15 protein-coding genes are annotated in these 15,905 nt (G+C 68.9%); 9 read left to right on the top strand and 6 right to left on the bottom strand.

Annotated elements, in window-relative coordinates; genetic code table 11:
- The first annotated feature begins 36 nt into the window (after window positions 1–36).
- Entirely contained in the window at window positions 37–369 is a 333-nt protein-coding gene (locus tag ACGTNG_RS16375; protein WP_394797586.1) for an ArsR/SmtB family transcription factor, read from the top strand.
- Between the two features lie 5 nt (window positions 370–374).
- Here ACGTNG_RS16375 and sohB read toward each other — a convergent pair whose 3' ends face one another.
- Window positions 375–1,409, bottom strand: coding sequence for a protease SohB (sohB, locus tag ACGTNG_RS16370; protein WP_394797585.1), 1,035 nt, complete (start codon window positions 1,407–1,409; stop codon window positions 375–377).
- A 149-nt stretch (window positions 1,410–1,558) separates the two neighbouring features.
- Here sohB and ACGTNG_RS16365 point away from each other — a divergent pair, with 149 nt between their 5' ends.
- Window positions 1,559–1,870, top strand: coding sequence for an SCP2 sterol-binding domain-containing protein (locus ACGTNG_RS16365; protein ID WP_394797584.1), 312 nt, complete (start codon window positions 1,559–1,561; stop codon window positions 1,868–1,870).
- Between the two features lie 9 nt (window positions 1,871–1,879).
- On the opposite strand, the gene nudC is transcribed toward ACGTNG_RS16365, so the two are convergent.
- From nudC to ACGTNG_RS16350, 3 genes are all read right to left on the bottom strand, one after another.
- Window positions 1,880–2,653, bottom strand: coding sequence for an NAD(+) diphosphatase (nudC, locus tag ACGTNG_RS16360; RefSeq protein ID WP_394797583.1), 774 nt, complete (start codon window positions 2,651–2,653; stop codon window positions 1,880–1,882).
- On the bottom strand, window positions 2,653–3,414 hold the full coding sequence (gene dnaQ, locus ACGTNG_RS16355; protein WP_394797582.1) for a DNA polymerase III subunit epsilon: 762 nt from the start codon (window positions 3,412–3,414) through the stop codon (window positions 2,653–2,655). The genes nudC and dnaQ overlap by 1 nt, the downstream gene beginning before the upstream one ends.
- 99 nt (window positions 3,415–3,513) lie before the next feature.
- Window positions 3,514–4,296: a methyltransferase domain-containing protein gene (locus tag ACGTNG_RS16350; protein ID WP_394797581.1), complete on the bottom strand. Its 783-nt coding sequence runs from the start codon at window positions 4,294–4,296 to the stop codon at window positions 3,514–3,516.
- A gap of 95 nt (window positions 4,297–4,391) precedes the next feature.
- Here ACGTNG_RS16350 and gloB point away from each other — a divergent pair, with 95 nt between their 5' ends.
- The 7 genes from gloB to ACGTNG_RS16315 all read left to right on the top strand — a co-directional run bounded on the left by gloB (window position 4,392) and on the right by ACGTNG_RS16315 (window position 14,279).
- On the top strand, window positions 4,392–5,159 hold the full coding sequence (gene gloB, locus ACGTNG_RS16345; protein WP_394797580.1) for a hydroxyacylglutathione hydrolase: 768 nt from the start codon (window positions 4,392–4,394) through the stop codon (window positions 5,157–5,159).
- A 73-nt stretch (window positions 5,160–5,232) separates the two neighbouring features.
- Complete coding sequence (locus tag ACGTNG_RS16340; RefSeq protein WP_394797579.1) at window positions 5,233–6,414, top strand: transglycosylase SLT domain-containing protein; 1,182 nt, start codon at window positions 5,233–5,235, stop codon at window positions 6,412–6,414.
- Window positions 6,415–6,457: 43 nt separating this feature from the next.
- Window positions 6,458–8,287 carry an extracellular solute-binding protein gene (locus ACGTNG_RS16335; protein ID WP_394797578.1) on the top strand — a complete coding sequence of 610 codons (1,830 nt, stop codon included), beginning with the start codon at window positions 6,458–6,460 and terminating at the stop codon, window positions 8,285–8,287.
- A 291-nt stretch (window positions 8,288–8,578) separates the two neighbouring features.
- Window positions 8,579–9,652 carry a microcin C ABC transporter permease YejB gene (locus ACGTNG_RS16330; protein WP_394797577.1) on the top strand — a complete coding sequence of 358 codons (1,074 nt, stop codon included), beginning with the start codon at window positions 8,579–8,581 and terminating at the stop codon, window positions 9,650–9,652.
- 3 nt (window positions 9,653–9,655) lie between these two features.
- Entirely contained in the window at window positions 9,656–10,756 is a 1,101-nt protein-coding gene (locus ACGTNG_RS16325) for an ABC transporter permease (RefSeq protein WP_394797576.1), read from the top strand.
- A complete protein-coding gene (locus ACGTNG_RS16320) occupies window positions 10,749–12,335 on the top strand; it encodes an ABC transporter ATP-binding protein (protein WP_394797575.1) in 1,587 nt (528 codons plus the stop codon). Before ACGTNG_RS16325 ends, ACGTNG_RS16320 begins: the two co-directional genes overlap by 8 nt.
- A 207-nt stretch (window positions 12,336–12,542) precedes the next feature.
- Complete coding sequence (locus tag ACGTNG_RS16315) at window positions 12,543–14,279, top strand: sensor domain-containing diguanylate cyclase (RefSeq protein WP_394797574.1); 1,737 nt, start codon at window positions 12,543–12,545, stop codon at window positions 14,277–14,279.
- A gap of 78 nt (window positions 14,280–14,357) precedes the next feature.
- Here ACGTNG_RS16315 and ACGTNG_RS16310 read toward each other — a convergent pair whose 3' ends face one another.
- Together ACGTNG_RS16310 and ACGTNG_RS16305 are read right to left on the bottom strand one after the other, a co-directional pair.
- Window positions 14,358–15,056 (bottom strand): pseudouridine synthase, encoded by a 699-nt coding sequence (locus ACGTNG_RS16310; RefSeq protein ID WP_394797573.1) that lies wholly within the window; start codon window positions 15,054–15,056, stop codon window positions 14,358–14,360.
- A complete protein-coding gene (locus ACGTNG_RS16305; protein ID WP_394797572.1) occupies window positions 15,056–15,871 on the bottom strand; it encodes an amidohydrolase in 816 nt (271 codons plus the stop codon). Before ACGTNG_RS16305 ends, ACGTNG_RS16310 begins: the two co-directional genes overlap by 1 nt.
- Window positions 15,872–15,905: the final 34 nt, after the last annotated feature.

Here is a 15,905-nt window from a genome sequence, read left to right as displayed (position 1 = left end):
GACCATGGGCGGCGCCTGCAACGCAGGGCACAGATCATGGGCACTACCACCAGAGGTGCGTCAGCACGCCTCCTCGAAGGCGGAGAGGCGGTCATCAACGAGGCCAGCTCCCTACTCAAGGCGATGGCCAACGACAACCGGTTGCGGATTCTCTGCCTGCTGGACGGCACCGAGCTGTCGGTGACCGAGCTGAATCAGCGGCTGGTGCTCAGCCAGTCGGCGCTGTCGCAGCACCTGGCGATCCTGCGCCGCGAAAGCCTCGTCACGACCCGCCGCGAGTCGCAGACCATTTACTACTCGCTGCAGGGCGAGCGCGCCAGGACGCTTATCGAGGCGCTCGGCAGCCTGGCCCTCGACGGCAGATCGTAAGACCGTCAGCGCTTCTGCCAGCGACCGGCGTCGAGCATCTCCAGCCCCCGCTCGACGCCCCGCTCCACGCCTTTCGAGACTCCCAGCCCCAGCCGATGGGATAGCGTCGGCTTCTGCTCCAGCTTGAGGCTGATCACCCGGGCCTCGCGCATGCGCTCGACCAGATAGGCCTCGCTGGTGCCCAGATCGTCCACCAGGCCCCGCTCGAGGGCATCGCTGCCATACCAGATCTCGCCGGTGGCCACCGCTTCGATGTCCAGGGCCGGACGGCGCTCGGCCACGTGGCGCTTGAACAGCTGGTGGGTGGTCTCGAGATCCTCGACGAACTTGTCGCGCCCCTCCTCGGTGTTCTCGCCGAAGACCGTCAGGGTCCGCTTGTAGCGCCCCGCCGTGAGCAGCTCGACGTCGATGTCGTGGCGCTTGAGCAGGCGATGGAGGTTGGGCAGTTGGGCGACCACCCCGATGGAGCCGATCACCGCGAAGGGGGCGGCCCGCAGGCGGTCCGCGCCGCACGCCATCAGGTAGCCGCCGCTGGCCGCCACCTTGTCGACGCAGACCGTGGTGGAGAGTCCCGCCTGACGCAGCCGATCGAGCTCGGCGGCGGCGAGCCCGTAGCTGTGGACCAGGCCCCCGGCCGACTCGAGGCGCAGCACGGCCTCGTCGTTTTCGCCGGCCACCTCGAGCACCGCCGAGACCTCCTCGGCCAGGCGGCCGGCGGCGCTCGCCTTCAGATCGCCGTGAAAGTCGAGCACCCAGACCGTGGGGCGCGCCTGCTGCTCGTCCTTGCCGCGAGCCTGCGCCTTGTCATCGCGACGAAAGGCCTTGAGCAGCCCCTTGCGGGCGCCGGGCCGGCTGGCCACCAGCTGCATGCGTCGCTGGCGTTGGCGGCGGGTCTGGTTGAGCTCCTCGAGCCGCAGCCGAGTGCGCTCCCCCGTCTCGCCGCGCGCCTTCATGTAAAGCGCCGTGCCGAGGCCGACCACCAAGGCCAGGGTCAACAGCTGCGCCACGAACATGCCGAAATCCGTCAGCCACTCGTTCATCATCCTCTCCGCGTCGACGCGCCCTGTCGCCAGCCTGGCCGAGAGTTCCCCGCGGCACGAGGGCGCTTGATTCAAACAGGTGTTTCAAATACGCTGGCAACGGTCCATCCCTGCCCCAGACACCCCACTGCCTCTCACAAGGATCTCCGATGTCCGACGCTACCCTCGACAAGCTCCAGCGCCGTTTCGATGCCGACGCCGCCAGCGGCATGCACGAAGTCTTCCAGTTCCACTTCAGCGACGTCGGCGATCACTACCTGGTGGTGAACGACGGCCAGCTGGAGGTGCACGAGGGCGAACACGACGACCCCTCGGTCAGCCTGAGCATGAGCAGCGACACCCTCAAGGGCGTGATGAACGGCGAGATCAACGGCATGAGTGCCTTCATGACCGGCAAGCTCAAGGCGACCGGCAACGTCATGCTGGCCACCAAGCTCTCGAGCCTCTTCCCGAGTCGCTGACGCGACGCCCTAGCCGCGGCCCCCGACCTCCTTGAGGTGCGTCTCGATCAGCGCACGCGAGATGGAATAGAGCGGGGGCAGCTGGGGCAGGCGCCGCGGACTGAACCAGGCGGCATCGGCGATCTCGATCCCGTCGATGCGGATGCGCCGGCTGGCGGCCTCGGCGAAGAACCCCAGCATCAGCGAGTGGGGGAAGGGCCAGGGCTGACTCTTGTAGTAGCTGACCCGCCCCACACTGAGCCCTACCTCCTCGAAGACCTCACGACGCACCGCCTCCTCGGCGGCCTCGCCGGGCTCGATGAAACCGGCCAGGGTCGAGTAGCGCCCCGGCGGGTGACGTGGGCTGCGCGCCAGCAGCAGCGATTCGCCATGAGTCACCAGGGTAATGATGCAGGGCGAGTTGCGCGGATAGTTGCGATGGCCACACGCTCCGCAGTGCATGGCGAACTCGGCATCCAGCCGCGCCGCCGGGGTCCCGCAGCGCCCACAGAAGCGATGGTTCTGGAGCCAGGCCGCCACCTGCAGCGCCGTGGCGACCAGCGCGTACCAGGGCTCCGGCAGCCGAGCGAGCCACTCCCGGGCCGGCGGCCAGTCCTCGCCCGGCTGCTCCTCCAGCGACAGCGCCACCGGCTCCTCCTGCCACCAGCACAGCGGCTGCAGCCGGGCATGCCAGGGCTGGAAGGCCTGGAGGGGGCCGTCGTCGGCCCCCGGGGCGATGCGCCCGCGGGCCAGGCGAATCACCCGTCCGGCCGTCGCCTCGCTGGGCAACTCCCGATGCAGCATCAGCGGCTCCCCTCCTCGCCGATGAGCCCGGCATGGGCGTCCCAGCGGCACTCTCCGGCGGCCTCACGAATGCGATCCAGCTTGGCCCGATGGGCGGCCAGCTCGGCCTCGTCGGGGCGCACCACCCGCAGCTGGCCCGGCGTCAGCGACAGCCGACGCAGCGACAGGCCCTGCTGTTCACTGGCGGCTCCCTCCGAGGCCGCCGAAGCGTCCAGCGACAGCGCGGTCTGGCCGCCGGTCATCGCCAGGTAGACGTCGGCGAGGATCTCGGCGTCGAGCAGGGCGCCGTGCAACACCCGGTGTCCGTTCTCGATGTCGTAGCGCTTGCACAGCGCGTCGAGGTTGTTGCGCTGTCCAGGGTGGAGATCGCGCGCCATCTTCAGCGTATCGAGGATCCGGCAGTGCTCGGCGACCGGGCCGAGGCGCGGCTCGCCGCGGCGCGCGTTGAGCATCCCAAGCTCGTGATCGATGAAGCCCACGTCGAAGGGCGCGTTGTGGATCACCAGTTCCGCCCCCTCGATGAAGGACCAGAAGGCGTCGGCGATCTCGGCGAACACCGGCTCGTCGGCCACGCGCTCGTTGGTGATGCCGTGGATGCCGATGGCCTCGGCCTCGATGTCGCGCTCGGGATTGATGAACTGGTGATAGGAGTTGCCGGTGAGGCGGCGGTTGACCATCTCGACCGCGCCGATCTCGATCAGGCGATGGCCGTCGCGGGGGTCGATGCCGGTGGTCTCGGTATCCAGGATGATCTGACGCATGGGGTCTCTCGTCGACTCGCGGGTAACAGGGGGTGGGTCGCCTGGGGCAGGCGCGGCCATCAAGGGTGGAACGTCACTGCCTGGCGCGGGCGGCTTGCCTTACCCCAGCGGCTCCTTCTCGCGCCGAGCCGCGCGCGGGGTGCCGATCCGGGTGGCGCTGCCGAACGTCGGCCCGACCAGGGGACTGGCCAGCCCGAATCCGGGGCGCTGAGGTTGGACCAGCTGGGTCCGGCGCCGGGCATGGATCATGTAGCTGTCGCCCAGCGGCAGGTTGTGGCGCCGCCCGAGGGTCTCCAGCATGGCGTTACGCGGCTGGCCGCCGGGCAGATGGAAGCCGCAGTAGTCTACCCGGTCGATCTCGAAGTCGACAAACGTAAGCCAGTCCCCCAGGCGCCCGGGCGTGCGCCAGCGCCCCCGCCCGGGCATGCGCTCGCGCCGCCCGGGCCAGGCGCGCGACAGGCCACCGGCACTCAGCGGATACCAGCCGAAGATGATCAGCCGTCCGTCGTCGGCGGTGACACGGGCCGCCTCCTGGAGCATGTGGTGAGGGTCGGGCACCACCTCCAGCAGGTGGTGGATCACCACCAGGCTCAGGCTGTCATCGGGCAGCGGCAGGCCATCGGGCGGGCAGACGAGGGTCGAGTCATGGGCGGCCATCTCACGGGTCGGCGCCCAGCTCAGGGCGTGGCGGATCGGGCAGATGTCACTCAACACGGGGGCCATGCCGAGCTCCAGGCTGTGCCGGCCAGAGAGACGCTCGCAGACCGGACCCAGGCAGGCGCGCTCGGCCCGCCACAGGGCCCGCCCCGCCGGAGACGCCCAGTAGCGACGGCCGTCCCGTACCAGCTGCGCCAGTCCATGGAGATCCCGCGAATTTGACATAACGCCCTTATCCCTCCAAAGTGCCGGGTTTTGCAAGCCATATCGCAACGAATCGCGGCAGCGTCTCGGAACGCCTCCGTCAAGGATCCTGAGCCATGTTGAGCGTGACACCGATCCCCGCCTTTAGCGACAACTATATCTGGCTGCTGCGCCAGGATACGAGCCAGGCAGTCTGCGTGGTGGACCCGGGCGATGCAACGCCGGTGATCGAGTGGCTCGAGCGCGAGGGCCTGGAGCTCGGCGCCGTGCTCATCACCCATCACCACCCGGATCATACCGGCGGCCTGCGCGAACTGATCACGCGCTACTCGCCGCGGGTGATCGGGCCAGACAACCCCGCCATCGAGGGGATCGACGAGCGGGTCGGCGACGGTGACGAGGTGCGGGTGATGGGCCGGCTGTTCGAGGTCTTCGCCCTGCCCGGCCATACCCTGGATCACATCGGCTTCTTCACGGCGGGTATCCCGCCGCTGCTGTTCGCCGGCGACGTGCTCTTCAGCGGTGGCTGCGGCCGCCTCTTCGAGGGCACCCCCGAACAGATGCACGAGTCGCTGTCGCGCCTGGCGACCCTGCCGGAGGAGACCCTGGTCTTCGCCGCCCACGAGTACACCCAGGCCAACCTGGCCTTCGCCCGCGCCGCCGACCCGGACAACAGCGACGTCGAGGCGGCCCAGGACGAGTGCCGCCGCGCCCGCGAGCTCGACCGCCCCACGCTGCCGAGCACCCTCGGCCGTGAACGCCGAATCAACCCGTTCCTGCGCTGCGACTCGGCCGGTATCCGGCAGGCCGCCGCCGCCCATGGCGACACCGACACCGAACTGGCGACCTTCACCACGCTGCGCGCCTGGAAGGACGACTTCTGAACGCTCTGATGACAGACGTTTTCAGGCCTGCCCCTCGGGGCGGGCCTTCGCATGACCTGGAGATCACCTCTCGATGACTTACTACACCTCACGTCGACGGATCCTGGGCTTCACCAGCTGTCTCGCTCTCATGGGATCACTGATGGTCGCCGGCAATAGCCAGGCCTCCACCACCCACGGGAGCGCTTTCAAGGATGATTCGGCCAGCCAGACGGCCCGCACCGCCCCCCTGCCCACCAGCCTGCATTTCTGGGACGCCCTGGCCCTGGAGCCCCAGGACGCCTGGTCGCGCCTCAGCGAGGCCTTCCAGTGGCAGGCAGACGCTGATCATCCGCGCGTCCAGCACTGGATCGAGCACTATCGCCAGAGCCCGCACAACATCGCCGAGATCACCGAACGCGCCCGTCCGTGGCTGGCCTGGATCACCGAGCGCGTCGAGGAGCGGCAACTGCCCGGCGAGATCGCCCTGATCCCGTTCATCGAGAGCTCGTTCGACCCCACCGCCCGGAGCCATCGCGGCGCCAGCGGCCTCTGGCAGTTCATGCCCCGTACCGGCAACGCCCTGGGCCTGCACCGCGGCGGTGGCTACGACGGCCGCCTCGACGTGGCGCGCTCCACCCACGCCGCCCTGGACTACATCGAGATGCAGGCCGACCAGTGGTACGAGGGCGATATCGAGCTCTCCCTGGCCGCCTACAACGCCGGCGCCGGCAACGTGAACCGGGCCCGCCGCGCCGCGCTCGCCCAGGGCAAGGCCGGCAACTACTGGGATCTCGACCTGCCCCGGGAGACCATGAACTACGTGCCCAAGCTGATCGCCATCTCGACGATCATCGCCGACCCCGAACGCTACGGCGTCGCGCTGCCCGAGATCGAGGCCGAGCCGGCCGTGGCCGAGGTGCCGGTGACCCGATCACTGGCGCTTGGCGAGGCCGCCAGGATCGCCGGCGTCTCGCGCACGGAACTCGAGGATCTCAACCCCGGCCTGCTCGGCAACCATGCCGACCCCCGGCGCGTGACGCGCCTGCTGGTGCCCGCCGAGAGCGCCACCCGCATGGTCGCCCGGCTGCGCAGCGACACCCCCGATCGCGCGACCAACCTCAGCGCCGAGACCTACGTGGTACGCCAGGGCGACAGCCTCTCGGCGATCGCCTCGCGCCACTCCGTGACCCTCGCCGAGCTGGCCCGCTGGAACGGCATCGAGCGGCCTGATGCTTTACAACCGGGGCAACAGCTGACACTTTCCGGTAGTTGATGACCGGGGCCACGGCCCCGCCCTGCTACAAGGATGCTGATCGATGCGACACGCTGCCCCTGGCCTGGGCCTGCTGCTGGGTGCGCTGCTCGGCGGGCCGGCCCTGGCGGCCGAGCCCGCCGACGTGCCGACCGTGCACGGCCTGGCGCTCTACGGCGACCCGGCCCTGCCCGCCGACTTCGAGCACCTGCCCCATGCCGACCCCGAGGCCCCGATGGGGGGCAGCTTGGTGCGCTCGGCCATCGGCAGCTTCGACTCGACCAACCCCTTCATCATCCGCGGCACCCCGGCCACCGGGCTGACCGAGATCTACGACACCCTGCTGACCCAGAACCCCGACGAGCCCTTCTCGATGTACGGCCTGCTCGCCGAGGGCGTGCGCCTGGATCCCGATCGCCAGTGGATCGAGTTCGACCTGCACCCCGAGGCACGCTTCCATGACGGCCACCCGGTCACCGCCGAGGACGTGATCTTCAGCTTCGAGACGCTGACCGAGCAGGGTCAGCCGTTCTACGCCGCCTACTACGCCGACGTGGTGGACGTCCGCGCCATCGATGCGGACACCGTGCACATCGATCTCGCCGACAGCGAATCCCGGGAGCTGCCGCTGATCCTCGGTCAGCTGCCGATCCTGCCGGCCCACTACTGGGAAGGCCGGGACTTCGAGGCGACCACCCGGGACGCCCTGCTCGGCTCGGGCCCCTACCGCATCGCCACCGTGGAGCCGGGCCGGCGCATCGTCTATGAGCGCGTGGCGGACTACTGGGGGCAGGACCTGCCCGTGAACCACGGTCGCCACAACATCGAGCGCCTCATCTACGACTACTATCGCGACCAGACCGTGGCCCTGGAGGCCTTCAAGGCCGGCAACCTCGACCTGCGCATCGAGACCAGCGCCCGCAACTGGGCCACCGCCTATGACTTTCCGGCCCTGGAGGCGGGCTTCGTGAAGCGTCTCGAGGTCCCGGATGGCCAGCCCGCCGGCATGCAGGCCTACGTGATGAACCTGCGCCGCGAGACCTTCCAGGACGTGCGCGTGCGCGAGGCGCTGAACCTCGCCTTCGACTTCGAGTGGCTCAATCGCAACCTCTTCTACGGCGCCTATGAGCGCACCGAGAGCTACTTCGCCAACTCCGAGATGGCCGCCGAGGGGCTGCCGAGCGAGGCCGAGCTCGCGCTGCTCGCGCCCCATCGCGAGGCACTGCCCGACGAGGTCTTCGAGGCACCGCTGCCGATCGACCATCCCGAGGGGCTGCGCCCGCGGCTCGGCAGGGCGCTGGAGCTGCTCAACGAGGCGGGCTATGCGGTGCGCGACGGCGTGATGACCGATCTCGACAGCGGCACGCCCCTGCGCCTGGAAGTCCTGCTCTTCGACACCCAGTTCGAGAGGGTCGTGCAGCCGCTGCTGCAGAACCTCGAGCGGCTCGGTATCCAGGGCGACATCCGCATCGTCGACGTCAACCAGTACCTCAATCGGCTGCGCAGCTTCGACTTCGATATCATCGTCGGCAGCTTCCCCCAGTCGGCCAATCCCGGCAACGAGCAGCGCGACTTCTGGACCAGCGAGTTCGCCGACGTGCCCCAGAGCCGCAACCTGATCGGGCTCAGCGACCCGGTGATCGACGACCTGGTCGACGAGTTGATCGCCGCCGACTCCCGGCAGGCGCTGGACACCGCCGCCCGGGCCCTGGACCGGGTGCTGCGCTGGGGCTTCTACGTGATTCCCCAGTGGCACCTGGGCCAGACGCGAATCGCGCTGTGGGACAAGTTCGGCTGGCAGGAGCCCTTCCCCGAGTACGGGCTGGACCTTCACGCCTGGTGGGTGGACCCCGAGCGCGGCCGCGAGATCGAGGCCCGCCAGCGCAATCGCTGAAGACCGGATGGAGTCGGCCGCCGGGGCACCGCTAGGCCCGCATTTAGGCGGCAAGATGAGCGACGGGGGCAAGGTGAAGCGAGGGTCTTTTGCCAGGGGTGAGGAGGATTCCTCCGAACGGGCTGGCCAAGGAAGGCCAGCAGCGGCCCTGCAAGCGGAGCAGGATGCGAGAGCGCCGCAGGGCAAAAGTAGCGCCCAGGGAAGGGTTCACAGCGCCCTCGCAGCAGCTGGTCCCCGGAAAGCTCATCGTTCTTTCGCACGACGTTTGCACGAAAAATTCAAGGATACGCCGTGGCCGCCTACGTACTGCGCCGCCTGCTGCTGATGATCCCCACCCTGCTGGGGATCATGCTGCTCAACTTCATCATCGTCCAGGCCGCCCCGGGCGGCCCCATCGACCAGGTGCTGGCCCGCTTCCAGGGCCTCTCCAGCCAGGCCAGCACACGTATGGAAGGGGGCGGCGGCGACGTGGCGGCGAGCGGCGAATCCCGTGGCGCCCGAGGCATCCCCCCCGCCTTCATCGAGAAGCTCGAGGCGCAGTTCGGCTTCGACGAGCCGGCCCACGAGCGCTTCCTCGGCATGATCGCCGACTATGCGACCTTCGATTTCGGCGAGAGCTTCTTTCGCGACGAGCAGGTCACCACCCTGATGCTCGAGCGCCTGCCGGTGTCGATCTCGCTGGGGCTCTGGACCACCCTGGTGGTCTACCTGGTCTCGATCCCGCTGGGCATCCGCAAGGCACTTCGCCACGGCTCGACCTTCGACGTCTGGAGCTCGGGACTGGTGATCGTCGGCTACGCCATCCCCGGCTTCCTGTTCGCGATCCTGCTGATCGTGCTGTTCGCCGGCGGCAGCTACTGGGACCTGTTTCCGCTGCGCGGCCTCACCTCGGCGGACTTCGACGAGCTCTCCGCCTGGGGCAAGGTGAAGGACTACCTCTGGCACATCACCCTGCCGGTGGCCGCCTCGGCGATCGGCAGCTTCGCGACCCTGACCATGCTGACCAAGAACAGCTTCCTCGACGAGGTGCACAAGCAGTACGTGCTGACCGCCCGCGCCAAGGGCGCCAGCGACCGGCGCGTGCTCTACGGCCACGTGTTCCGCAACGCCATGCTGATCATCATCGCGGGGCTGCCCGCCGCGCTGGTGGGCATCTTCTTCACCGGCTCGCTGCTGATCGAGGTGATCTTCTCGCTCAACGGACTCGGCCTGCTGGGCTTCGAGGCGGTGATGCAGCGCGACTACCCGGTGATCTTCGGCACCCTCTACCTCTACACCCTGATCGGCCTGATCCTGAAGCTGGTCTCGGACCTGACCTATGTGTGGGTCGACCCGCGCATCGACTTCGAGACACGGGAGTCCTGAGTCATGAACGCCCCCAGCACCGACCCCGGCAACGCCGCGCGCCGCCCGTCACGCCTCTCGCCGATCACCCGGCGCCGCCTGGCGGTGTTTCGCGACAATCGCCGCGCCCGGCTCTCGCTGTGGATCTTCGCGGCGCTGTTCGTATTGAGCCTTGCCGCCGAGCTGATCGCCAACGACCGGCCGATCGTCATGCAGTACCAGGGGCAGTGGTACGCGCCGATCATCGTGGACTACCCCGATACCGAGTTCGGCGGCTTTTTGCCGAGCCCCGCCGACTACCGCGACCCCTTCACCCGGGAGGAGATCGCCGCCAACGGCTGGATGCTCTGGCCGCCGATTCCCTTCTCCTACGAGACCCTGGACCGGGAGCTCGACCACCCCGCTCCCTCGCCGCCGACCGCCCGCCACTGGCTCGGCACCGACGACCAGGGCCGCGACGTGCTGGCCCGGGTCATCTACGGCTTCCGGCTCTCGGTGGTCTTCGCGCTGGTGCTCACGGCGGGCTCGCTGGTGCTCGGGGTGCTGGCCGGTGGCATCCAGGGCTACTTCGGCGGCAAGGTCGACCTGATCGGCCAGCGCTTCACCGAGATCTGGTCGGGGCTGCCGATGCTCTTCCTGCTGATCATCCTGGCGAGCCTGGTCGAGCCCAACCTCTGGTGGCTGCTCGGCATCATGCTGCTGTTCTCCTGGCTGGGCCTGGTCGACGTGGTGCGCGCCGAGTTCCTCCGCGCGCGCAACCTGGAGTACGTGCGCGCCGCCCGCGCCATGGGCCTGCCGTCGCACCTGATCATGTGGCGCCACGTGCTGCCCAACGCCATGGTCGCGACCCTGACCTTCATCCCCTTCCTGTTCACGGGGGCCATCACCACCCTCACCGCCCTGGACTTCCTCGGCTTCGGCCTCCCCCCGGGCTCGCCATCGCTGGGCGAGCTGGTCGCCCAGGGCAAGAACAATCTGCAGGCGCCGTGGCTCGGCATCACCGCCTTCGTGACCCTGTCGGTGATGCTCTCGCTGCTGGTGTTCATCGGCGAGGGGCTGCGCGACGCCTTCGACCCGCGCCATATCCAGCATGCCGCCACCCCGAGGACACCCCACGATGCCTGAGCCCCTGCTGCGACTCGACGACCTGACCATCGCCTTCGACGACGTCACCGTGGTCGACCGGCTGTCGCTCACGGTGCGGCGCGGCGAGACCCTCGCCCTGGTGGGCGAGTCCGGCTCCGGGAAATCGGTCTCGGCACTCGGCGCCATGAGCCTGCTGCCCCCCAACGCCCGGATCGAGGGCGGTCGACGGCTGGGCGATACCGACCTCGCCGGCCTCTCGCCGCGAGGCTGGCGGGGGCTGCGCGGCAGCCGGGTCGGCTTCGTCTTCCAGGAGCCGATGACCTCGCTGAACCCGCTGCACCCCATCGGCAAGCAGATCGGCGAGGCGCTGCGCCTGCATCAGGGGCTCACCGGCAAGGCGGCGCGACACCGCACCCGGGCGCTGCTCGAGCAGGTCAAGCTGCCGCGGGCCGAGGAGCTGCTGGACGCCTGGCCGCACCAGATCTCCGGCGGCCAGCGCCAGCGGGTGATGATCGCCATGGCCATCGCCAACGAGCCGGAGCTGCTGATCGCCGACGAGCCGACCACGGCGCTGGACGTCACCGTGCAGCAGGAGATCCTCGCCCTGCTGGCCGAGCTGCGTGACCAGCACGGCATGGGCATGCTCTTCATCACCCACGACCTCAACCTGGTGCGCCGCCACGCCGACCGGGTCTGTGTGATGCACCACGGCCAGGCGCAGGAGAGCGGCGCGGTGGGCGAGGTCTTCGCCCGTCCGACGAGCCCGCATACCCGCCTGCTGCTCGATGCCGAGCCGAGCGGGCGGCCGGTGCCCGTCGAGACGCGGGCGCCGCTGCTCACGGCTCGCGGGGTCGGGGTCAGTTTCCAGCGCCCGAAGCGCCTGTTCTCGCGTCGCCCACCGCCCTTCGAGGCCGTCAAGCCGCTGGATCTCTCGGTGGCGCCCGGCGAGACCCTGGGCATCGTCGGCGAATCAGGCTCGGGCAAGACCACCCTGGCCCTGGCACTGCTTCGCCTGGGCCAGGGGCGCGGCGAGATCGACTTCGACGGGGCCCGCCTCGATCAGCTGAGCGGCAACGACCTGCGCCGCCAGCGCCGCAGCCTTCAGGTGGTCTTCCAGGATCCCTACGGCTCGCTCTCCCCGCGCCTGCCGGTCTTCGATATCGTCAGCGAGGGGCTGCGCTTCCACCACCCGGAGCTCGAACTGACCGAGGTCGAGCGTCGGGTGCGCGACACCCTGCGCGAGGTCGGCCTGCCCGAGGCGTGCGCCTCACGCTATCCCCACGAGTTCTCCGGCGGCCAGCGCCAGCGCATCGCCGTGGCCCGCGCCATCATCCTCGAGCCGCGCCTGGTGGTGCTCGACGAGCCCACCTCGGCGCTGGATCGCAGCGTGCAGAAACAGCTCGTCGAGCTGCTGCGCGACCTGCAGGCCCGGCGCCAGCTGAGCTACCTGTTCATCAGCCACGACCTGGCCGTGGTACGCGCCATGGCGCACCGCATCCTGGTGCTCAAGGACGGCGAGGTGATGGAACAGGGCGACTGCCGACAGGTGCTCGAGCAGCCCGCCAGCGACTATACCCGGGCCCTGGTGGCGGCCGCCGGCCTCGGCGAGGCCGACTGAGCCGCAAAGCGCCCTGTGCCCCTGCCAGGCCTCGCGATACACCGATGACGAGAAAGCCGCGACCGGTCGGGCTCAACAAAAGATAACGGTATAAATGCGATCGGGTACGGCAGTAATGTGCCCGAAGCGCCAGCGTTGACAGGCGGCACGGACGCGTCGGTTACGCCGAGTTACACTGTATCTTTGACAACATGCCGATGAGACGCCATGCGTAGCCTCCTCTCCTCGCTGCTCGCCCCCCTGCTGCTGGCCGCGCTGCTCATGGCGAGTGCCGACGCCGTGGCGATGAATCTCGACGAGGGCTGGGAATATCGCTGGGACGACTCGCCCTTCCTCGCCGATGGCACGCCGGCCTGGGTCGAGGAGCCCGCCAGCGAGGAGGCCTGGCATCCCATCGCCTACCCGGCCAACCCCCCCGGTCGCGACGGCCGCCAGAATGCCTGGTTTCGCCTCACCCTGCCCGAGGGCGAATGGCGTGATCCGGTGCTCTACATCGACAGTGTCGATCTGATCACCCAGGCCTGGCTCGAGGACCAGCGAATCTATCAGCACGGCCACTTCGACGCCCAGGGGGCCGGGCGCTTCGAGGGCTGGCCCTGGCACATGATCACCCTGCCCGAGGAGTTCGCCGGCCGAACGCTCTATCTGCGCGTCTTCTCCGACTATACCGCCATCGGCCTGTGGGGCGAGATCAAGCTGATGGACCGCCCCGACCTGCTGGCCCACATCCTGAAACGCTCGGCAGGCGACCTGGTGGTCAGCGCCTTTCTGATGCTGCTGGCCCTGCTCGCCTTCGTCTTCGCCCTGATCCAGGCCAACCGACGCAGCTTCGTCGGCATCGGGCTCTTCGCCCTGGCCTCCAGCATCATGCTGCTCGCCGAGACCCAGGCCAGCCAGCTGCTGCTCGACATGCCACTGCTGTGGGACTACCTGGCCGCCGCGGGCTACTACACCCTGCCGGTGGCCATGGGGCTGATGCTGGAACACTGGTTCGCCGAGCAGCGCCCGCGGCTGCTGCGCCGCATCTGGCAGCTGCACCTGGGCTACGCGGCGGGGGCCATCGGGCTGGCCGTTGCCGGGATCATCGACCTCTCCATCACCTTCCCCATCTTCGATGTGCTGCTGGTGGTGAGCCTCATCGCGATGCTCACGACCATCGTCGTGCATCTGGGGGCGCTGAACGGCGAACAGCGGCTGATCGTGCTGAGCTACGGGCTCTTCGCCCTGGTGCTGCTGATCGACATGGCCGTGGCCCATGGGCTGCTCGGCTGGCGTCGTGTCCCGGTGAACGGCGGTGCGCTGGGCTTCGCGCTGGCCATCGTGCTGATCTCGCTCTGGCACTATCGCCAGACCCAACGGGAACTGCAGCGACTGAACCACTCCCTGGAGCAGCAGGTCGCCGAGCGCACCCAGGCCCTGGAGCAGATGGTCATGAAGCTGCAGGCCTTCTCCTACCAGGACGCCCTGACCGGAGTGCACAACCGCCGCTACTTCGACGAGCTGGTCGAGCACGAGGCCGCCCTGGCACGGCGCAACGGCACGCCCTTGACCCTGGCGATGATCGATATCGACCACTTCAAGCAGTTCAACGACCGCGAGGGCCATGAGGCGGGGGATACGGTGCTGATCGGCCTGGGCCGGTTGCTGACCCATCATTTCCGCGACAGTGACGAGGTCTGCCGCATGGGTGGGGAGGAGTTCGTCGTCGTCATGCCGGGCGCGACCGCGGCCATGGTCGAGGCGCGCCTGGCCGAGCTGATGGAGACCCTCGACCGCACGCGCTTTCGCTATCGCGACCGGGTGCTCGACAGCCTGTCGATCTCCTGCGGCATCGCCTCCTACCCCGAGCATGCCAGCGAACCATTGACGCTGATCGGACTCGCCGACAAGGCACTCTACTCGGCCAAGCACCGCGGACGCGCCCGGATCGAGACCTACGCCTGAGCGCGCGACGCCGAGGCGCGGCGCAAGCCGGGGCCAGGGACCGATTCAGGACGAGATCAGCGCGACGCCCCCTCCACGTTAGAACTGGGCGCGCTCCTCCTCGGTGAGCTCTCGCCACTCGCCGGGCGCCAGCCCGCCGAGCACGAGCGGGCCGATCGATTCGCGGTGCAGGGCCTCCACATGGTGGCCGATCGCCGCAAACATGCGCTTGACCTGGTGGTACTTGCCCTCGAAGAGGGTCAGCTCGGCCACCCGCGGCTCGCGCATCGCAAGCTCGGCGGGGCGCGTCGCCTTCTCCTCCCCGTCGAGCCACAGTCCCTCGGCGAAATGGTGCACCGCGGCATCCCGGGCCTCGCCCTCCAGCGGCTCGGCGAGGGTGACGCGATAGACCTTGCCGCAGCGCCGCTTCGGCGAGGTCACCCGGTGGGACCACTGGCCATCATCGGTGAGCAGCACCAGGCCGGTGGTGTCGACGTCGAGTCGGCCCACCGTCTGCAGACGCTCCACGTGGGGCAGGTCGACGAGGTCGCGGACCAGCGGATAGAGGCCCCGACGGGCGCTGCATTCGACCCCTGCGGGCTTGTGGAGCAGCACATAGCGCAGGCCGACCAGCGCCAGCGGCTCGCCGTTCCAGGTGACCCGACGGCTCGCGTCGACCTGGGTGGCGGGGTTCTTGATCACCTCGCCATCCACCCGAACCTCCTCGCGGTGCAGCGCCTTCTTGGCCAGGCTGCGGGTCAGGTCGGTGGTCTCGCTGAGAAAGCGGTCCAGACGCATCAGAACCCCACCCCGTCGGCGAGGCCGAAGTGGTCGGCATCACGCCAGGCCGGAAACTTCTCGCGAAACGCCTGCAGCTCCTCGAGGGACAAGGTGCCGGTCTTCAGGAAAGGCGTGTCGCGGGGCTCGTCGAGGAGCGCCTCGCCCTTGGCATCGATCAGCATGGAGTCGCCGGCGTAGGCGAGTCCCTTGGCATCCTCGCCGACCCGGTTGACGCCGATCACCGGACACAGGTTCTCGATGGCGCGGGCCTGCAGCAGCACCCGCCACGGATAGCGACGCGGCGCCGGCCAGTTGGCCACGCAGAGCAGGGCGTCGTATTCGAAGTGCTCGTCGGGCCCCGGCCGCTGACGCAGCCAGACCGGAAAGCGCAGGTCATAGCAGACGCTGAGCAGCAGGCGAAAGCCCTTGAGCTCGACGATCACCCGCTCGTGACCCATGGCGTAGCGTTCATGCTCGCCGGCCATGCGAAACAGGTGGCGCTTGTCGTAGTGCACCAGGCTGCCGTCCGGCCGGGCCCAGATCAGGCGATTGAAGTAGTCGCCGTCCTCCACCACGGCCACGCTGCCGGTGACCACGCAGCCGCGACGGGCCGCCTGGGCCTGCAGCCAGGCCACGGTGCGGCTCTCGGCCATGGGTTCGGCCATCTCGCGGGAGTTCATGGTGAAGCCGGTGGCGAACATCTCCGGCAGCACGATCAGGTCCGTGTCGTCGGCGCCGAGATCGCCCAGCGTCTCCTCGAGCATACGACAGTTGGCCTCGGGATCTTCCCAGCGCAGGTCGCACTGCACCAGGGTGGTTCGCAACTCGCTCATCGGGGGACTCCGTCCGGGGTTGTATCTGGCTCAC

Origin of the sequence: Halomonas sp. B23F22_3 (assembly GCF_043496965.1) — a bacterium.
Taxonomy (GTDB): domain Bacteria; phylum Pseudomonadota; class Gammaproteobacteria; order Pseudomonadales; family Halomonadaceae; genus Halomonas.
This window is presented reverse-complemented; position numbering and strand designations above follow the sequence as displayed.

Coding starts and splice junctions, on each gene's coding strand:
- ACGTNG_RS16320 (WP_394797575.1), top strand. CDS start 10,749: ATGCCTGAGCCCCTGCTGCGACTCGACGACCTGACCATCGCCTTCGAC.
- gloB (WP_394797580.1), top strand. CDS start 4,392: ATGTTGAGCGTGACACCGATCCCCGCCTTTAGCGACAACTATATCTGG.
- ACGTNG_RS16335 (WP_394797578.1), top strand. CDS start 6,458: ATGCGACACGCTGCCCCTGGCCTGGGCCTGCTGCTGGGTGCGCTGCTC.
- ACGTNG_RS16365 (WP_394797584.1), top strand. CDS start 1,559: ATGTCCGACGCTACCCTCGACAAGCTCCAGCGCCGTTTCGATGCCGAC.
- nudC (WP_394797583.1), bottom strand. CDS start 2,653: ATGCTGCATCGGGAGTTGCCCAGCGAGGCGACGGCCGGACGGGTGATT.
- ACGTNG_RS16375 (WP_394797586.1), top strand. CDS start 37: ATGGGCACTACCACCAGAGGTGCGTCAGCACGCCTCCTCGAAGGCGGA.
- ACGTNG_RS16315 (WP_394797574.1), top strand. CDS start 12,543: ATGCGTAGCCTCCTCTCCTCGCTGCTCGCCCCCCTGCTGCTGGCCGCG.
- ACGTNG_RS16350 (WP_394797581.1), bottom strand. CDS start 4,296: ATGTCAAATTCGCGGGATCTCCATGGACTGGCGCAGCTGGTACGGGAC.
- ACGTNG_RS16310 (WP_394797573.1), bottom strand. CDS start 15,056: ATGCGTCTGGACCGCTTTCTCAGCGAGACCACCGACCTGACCCGCAGC.
- dnaQ (WP_394797582.1), bottom strand. CDS start 3,414: ATGCGTCAGATCATCCTGGATACCGAGACCACCGGCATCGACCCCCGC.
- ACGTNG_RS16325 (WP_394797576.1), top strand. CDS start 9,656: ATGAACGCCCCCAGCACCGACCCCGGCAACGCCGCGCGCCGCCCGTCA.
- sohB (WP_394797585.1), bottom strand. CDS start 1,409: ATGAACGAGTGGCTGACGGATTTCGGCATGTTCGTGGCGCAGCTGTTG.
- ACGTNG_RS16305 (WP_394797572.1), bottom strand. CDS start 15,871: ATGAGCGAGTTGCGAACCACCCTGGTGCAGTGCGACCTGCGCTGGGAA.
- ACGTNG_RS16340 (WP_394797579.1), top strand. CDS start 5,233: ATGACTTACTACACCTCACGTCGACGGATCCTGGGCTTCACCAGCTGT.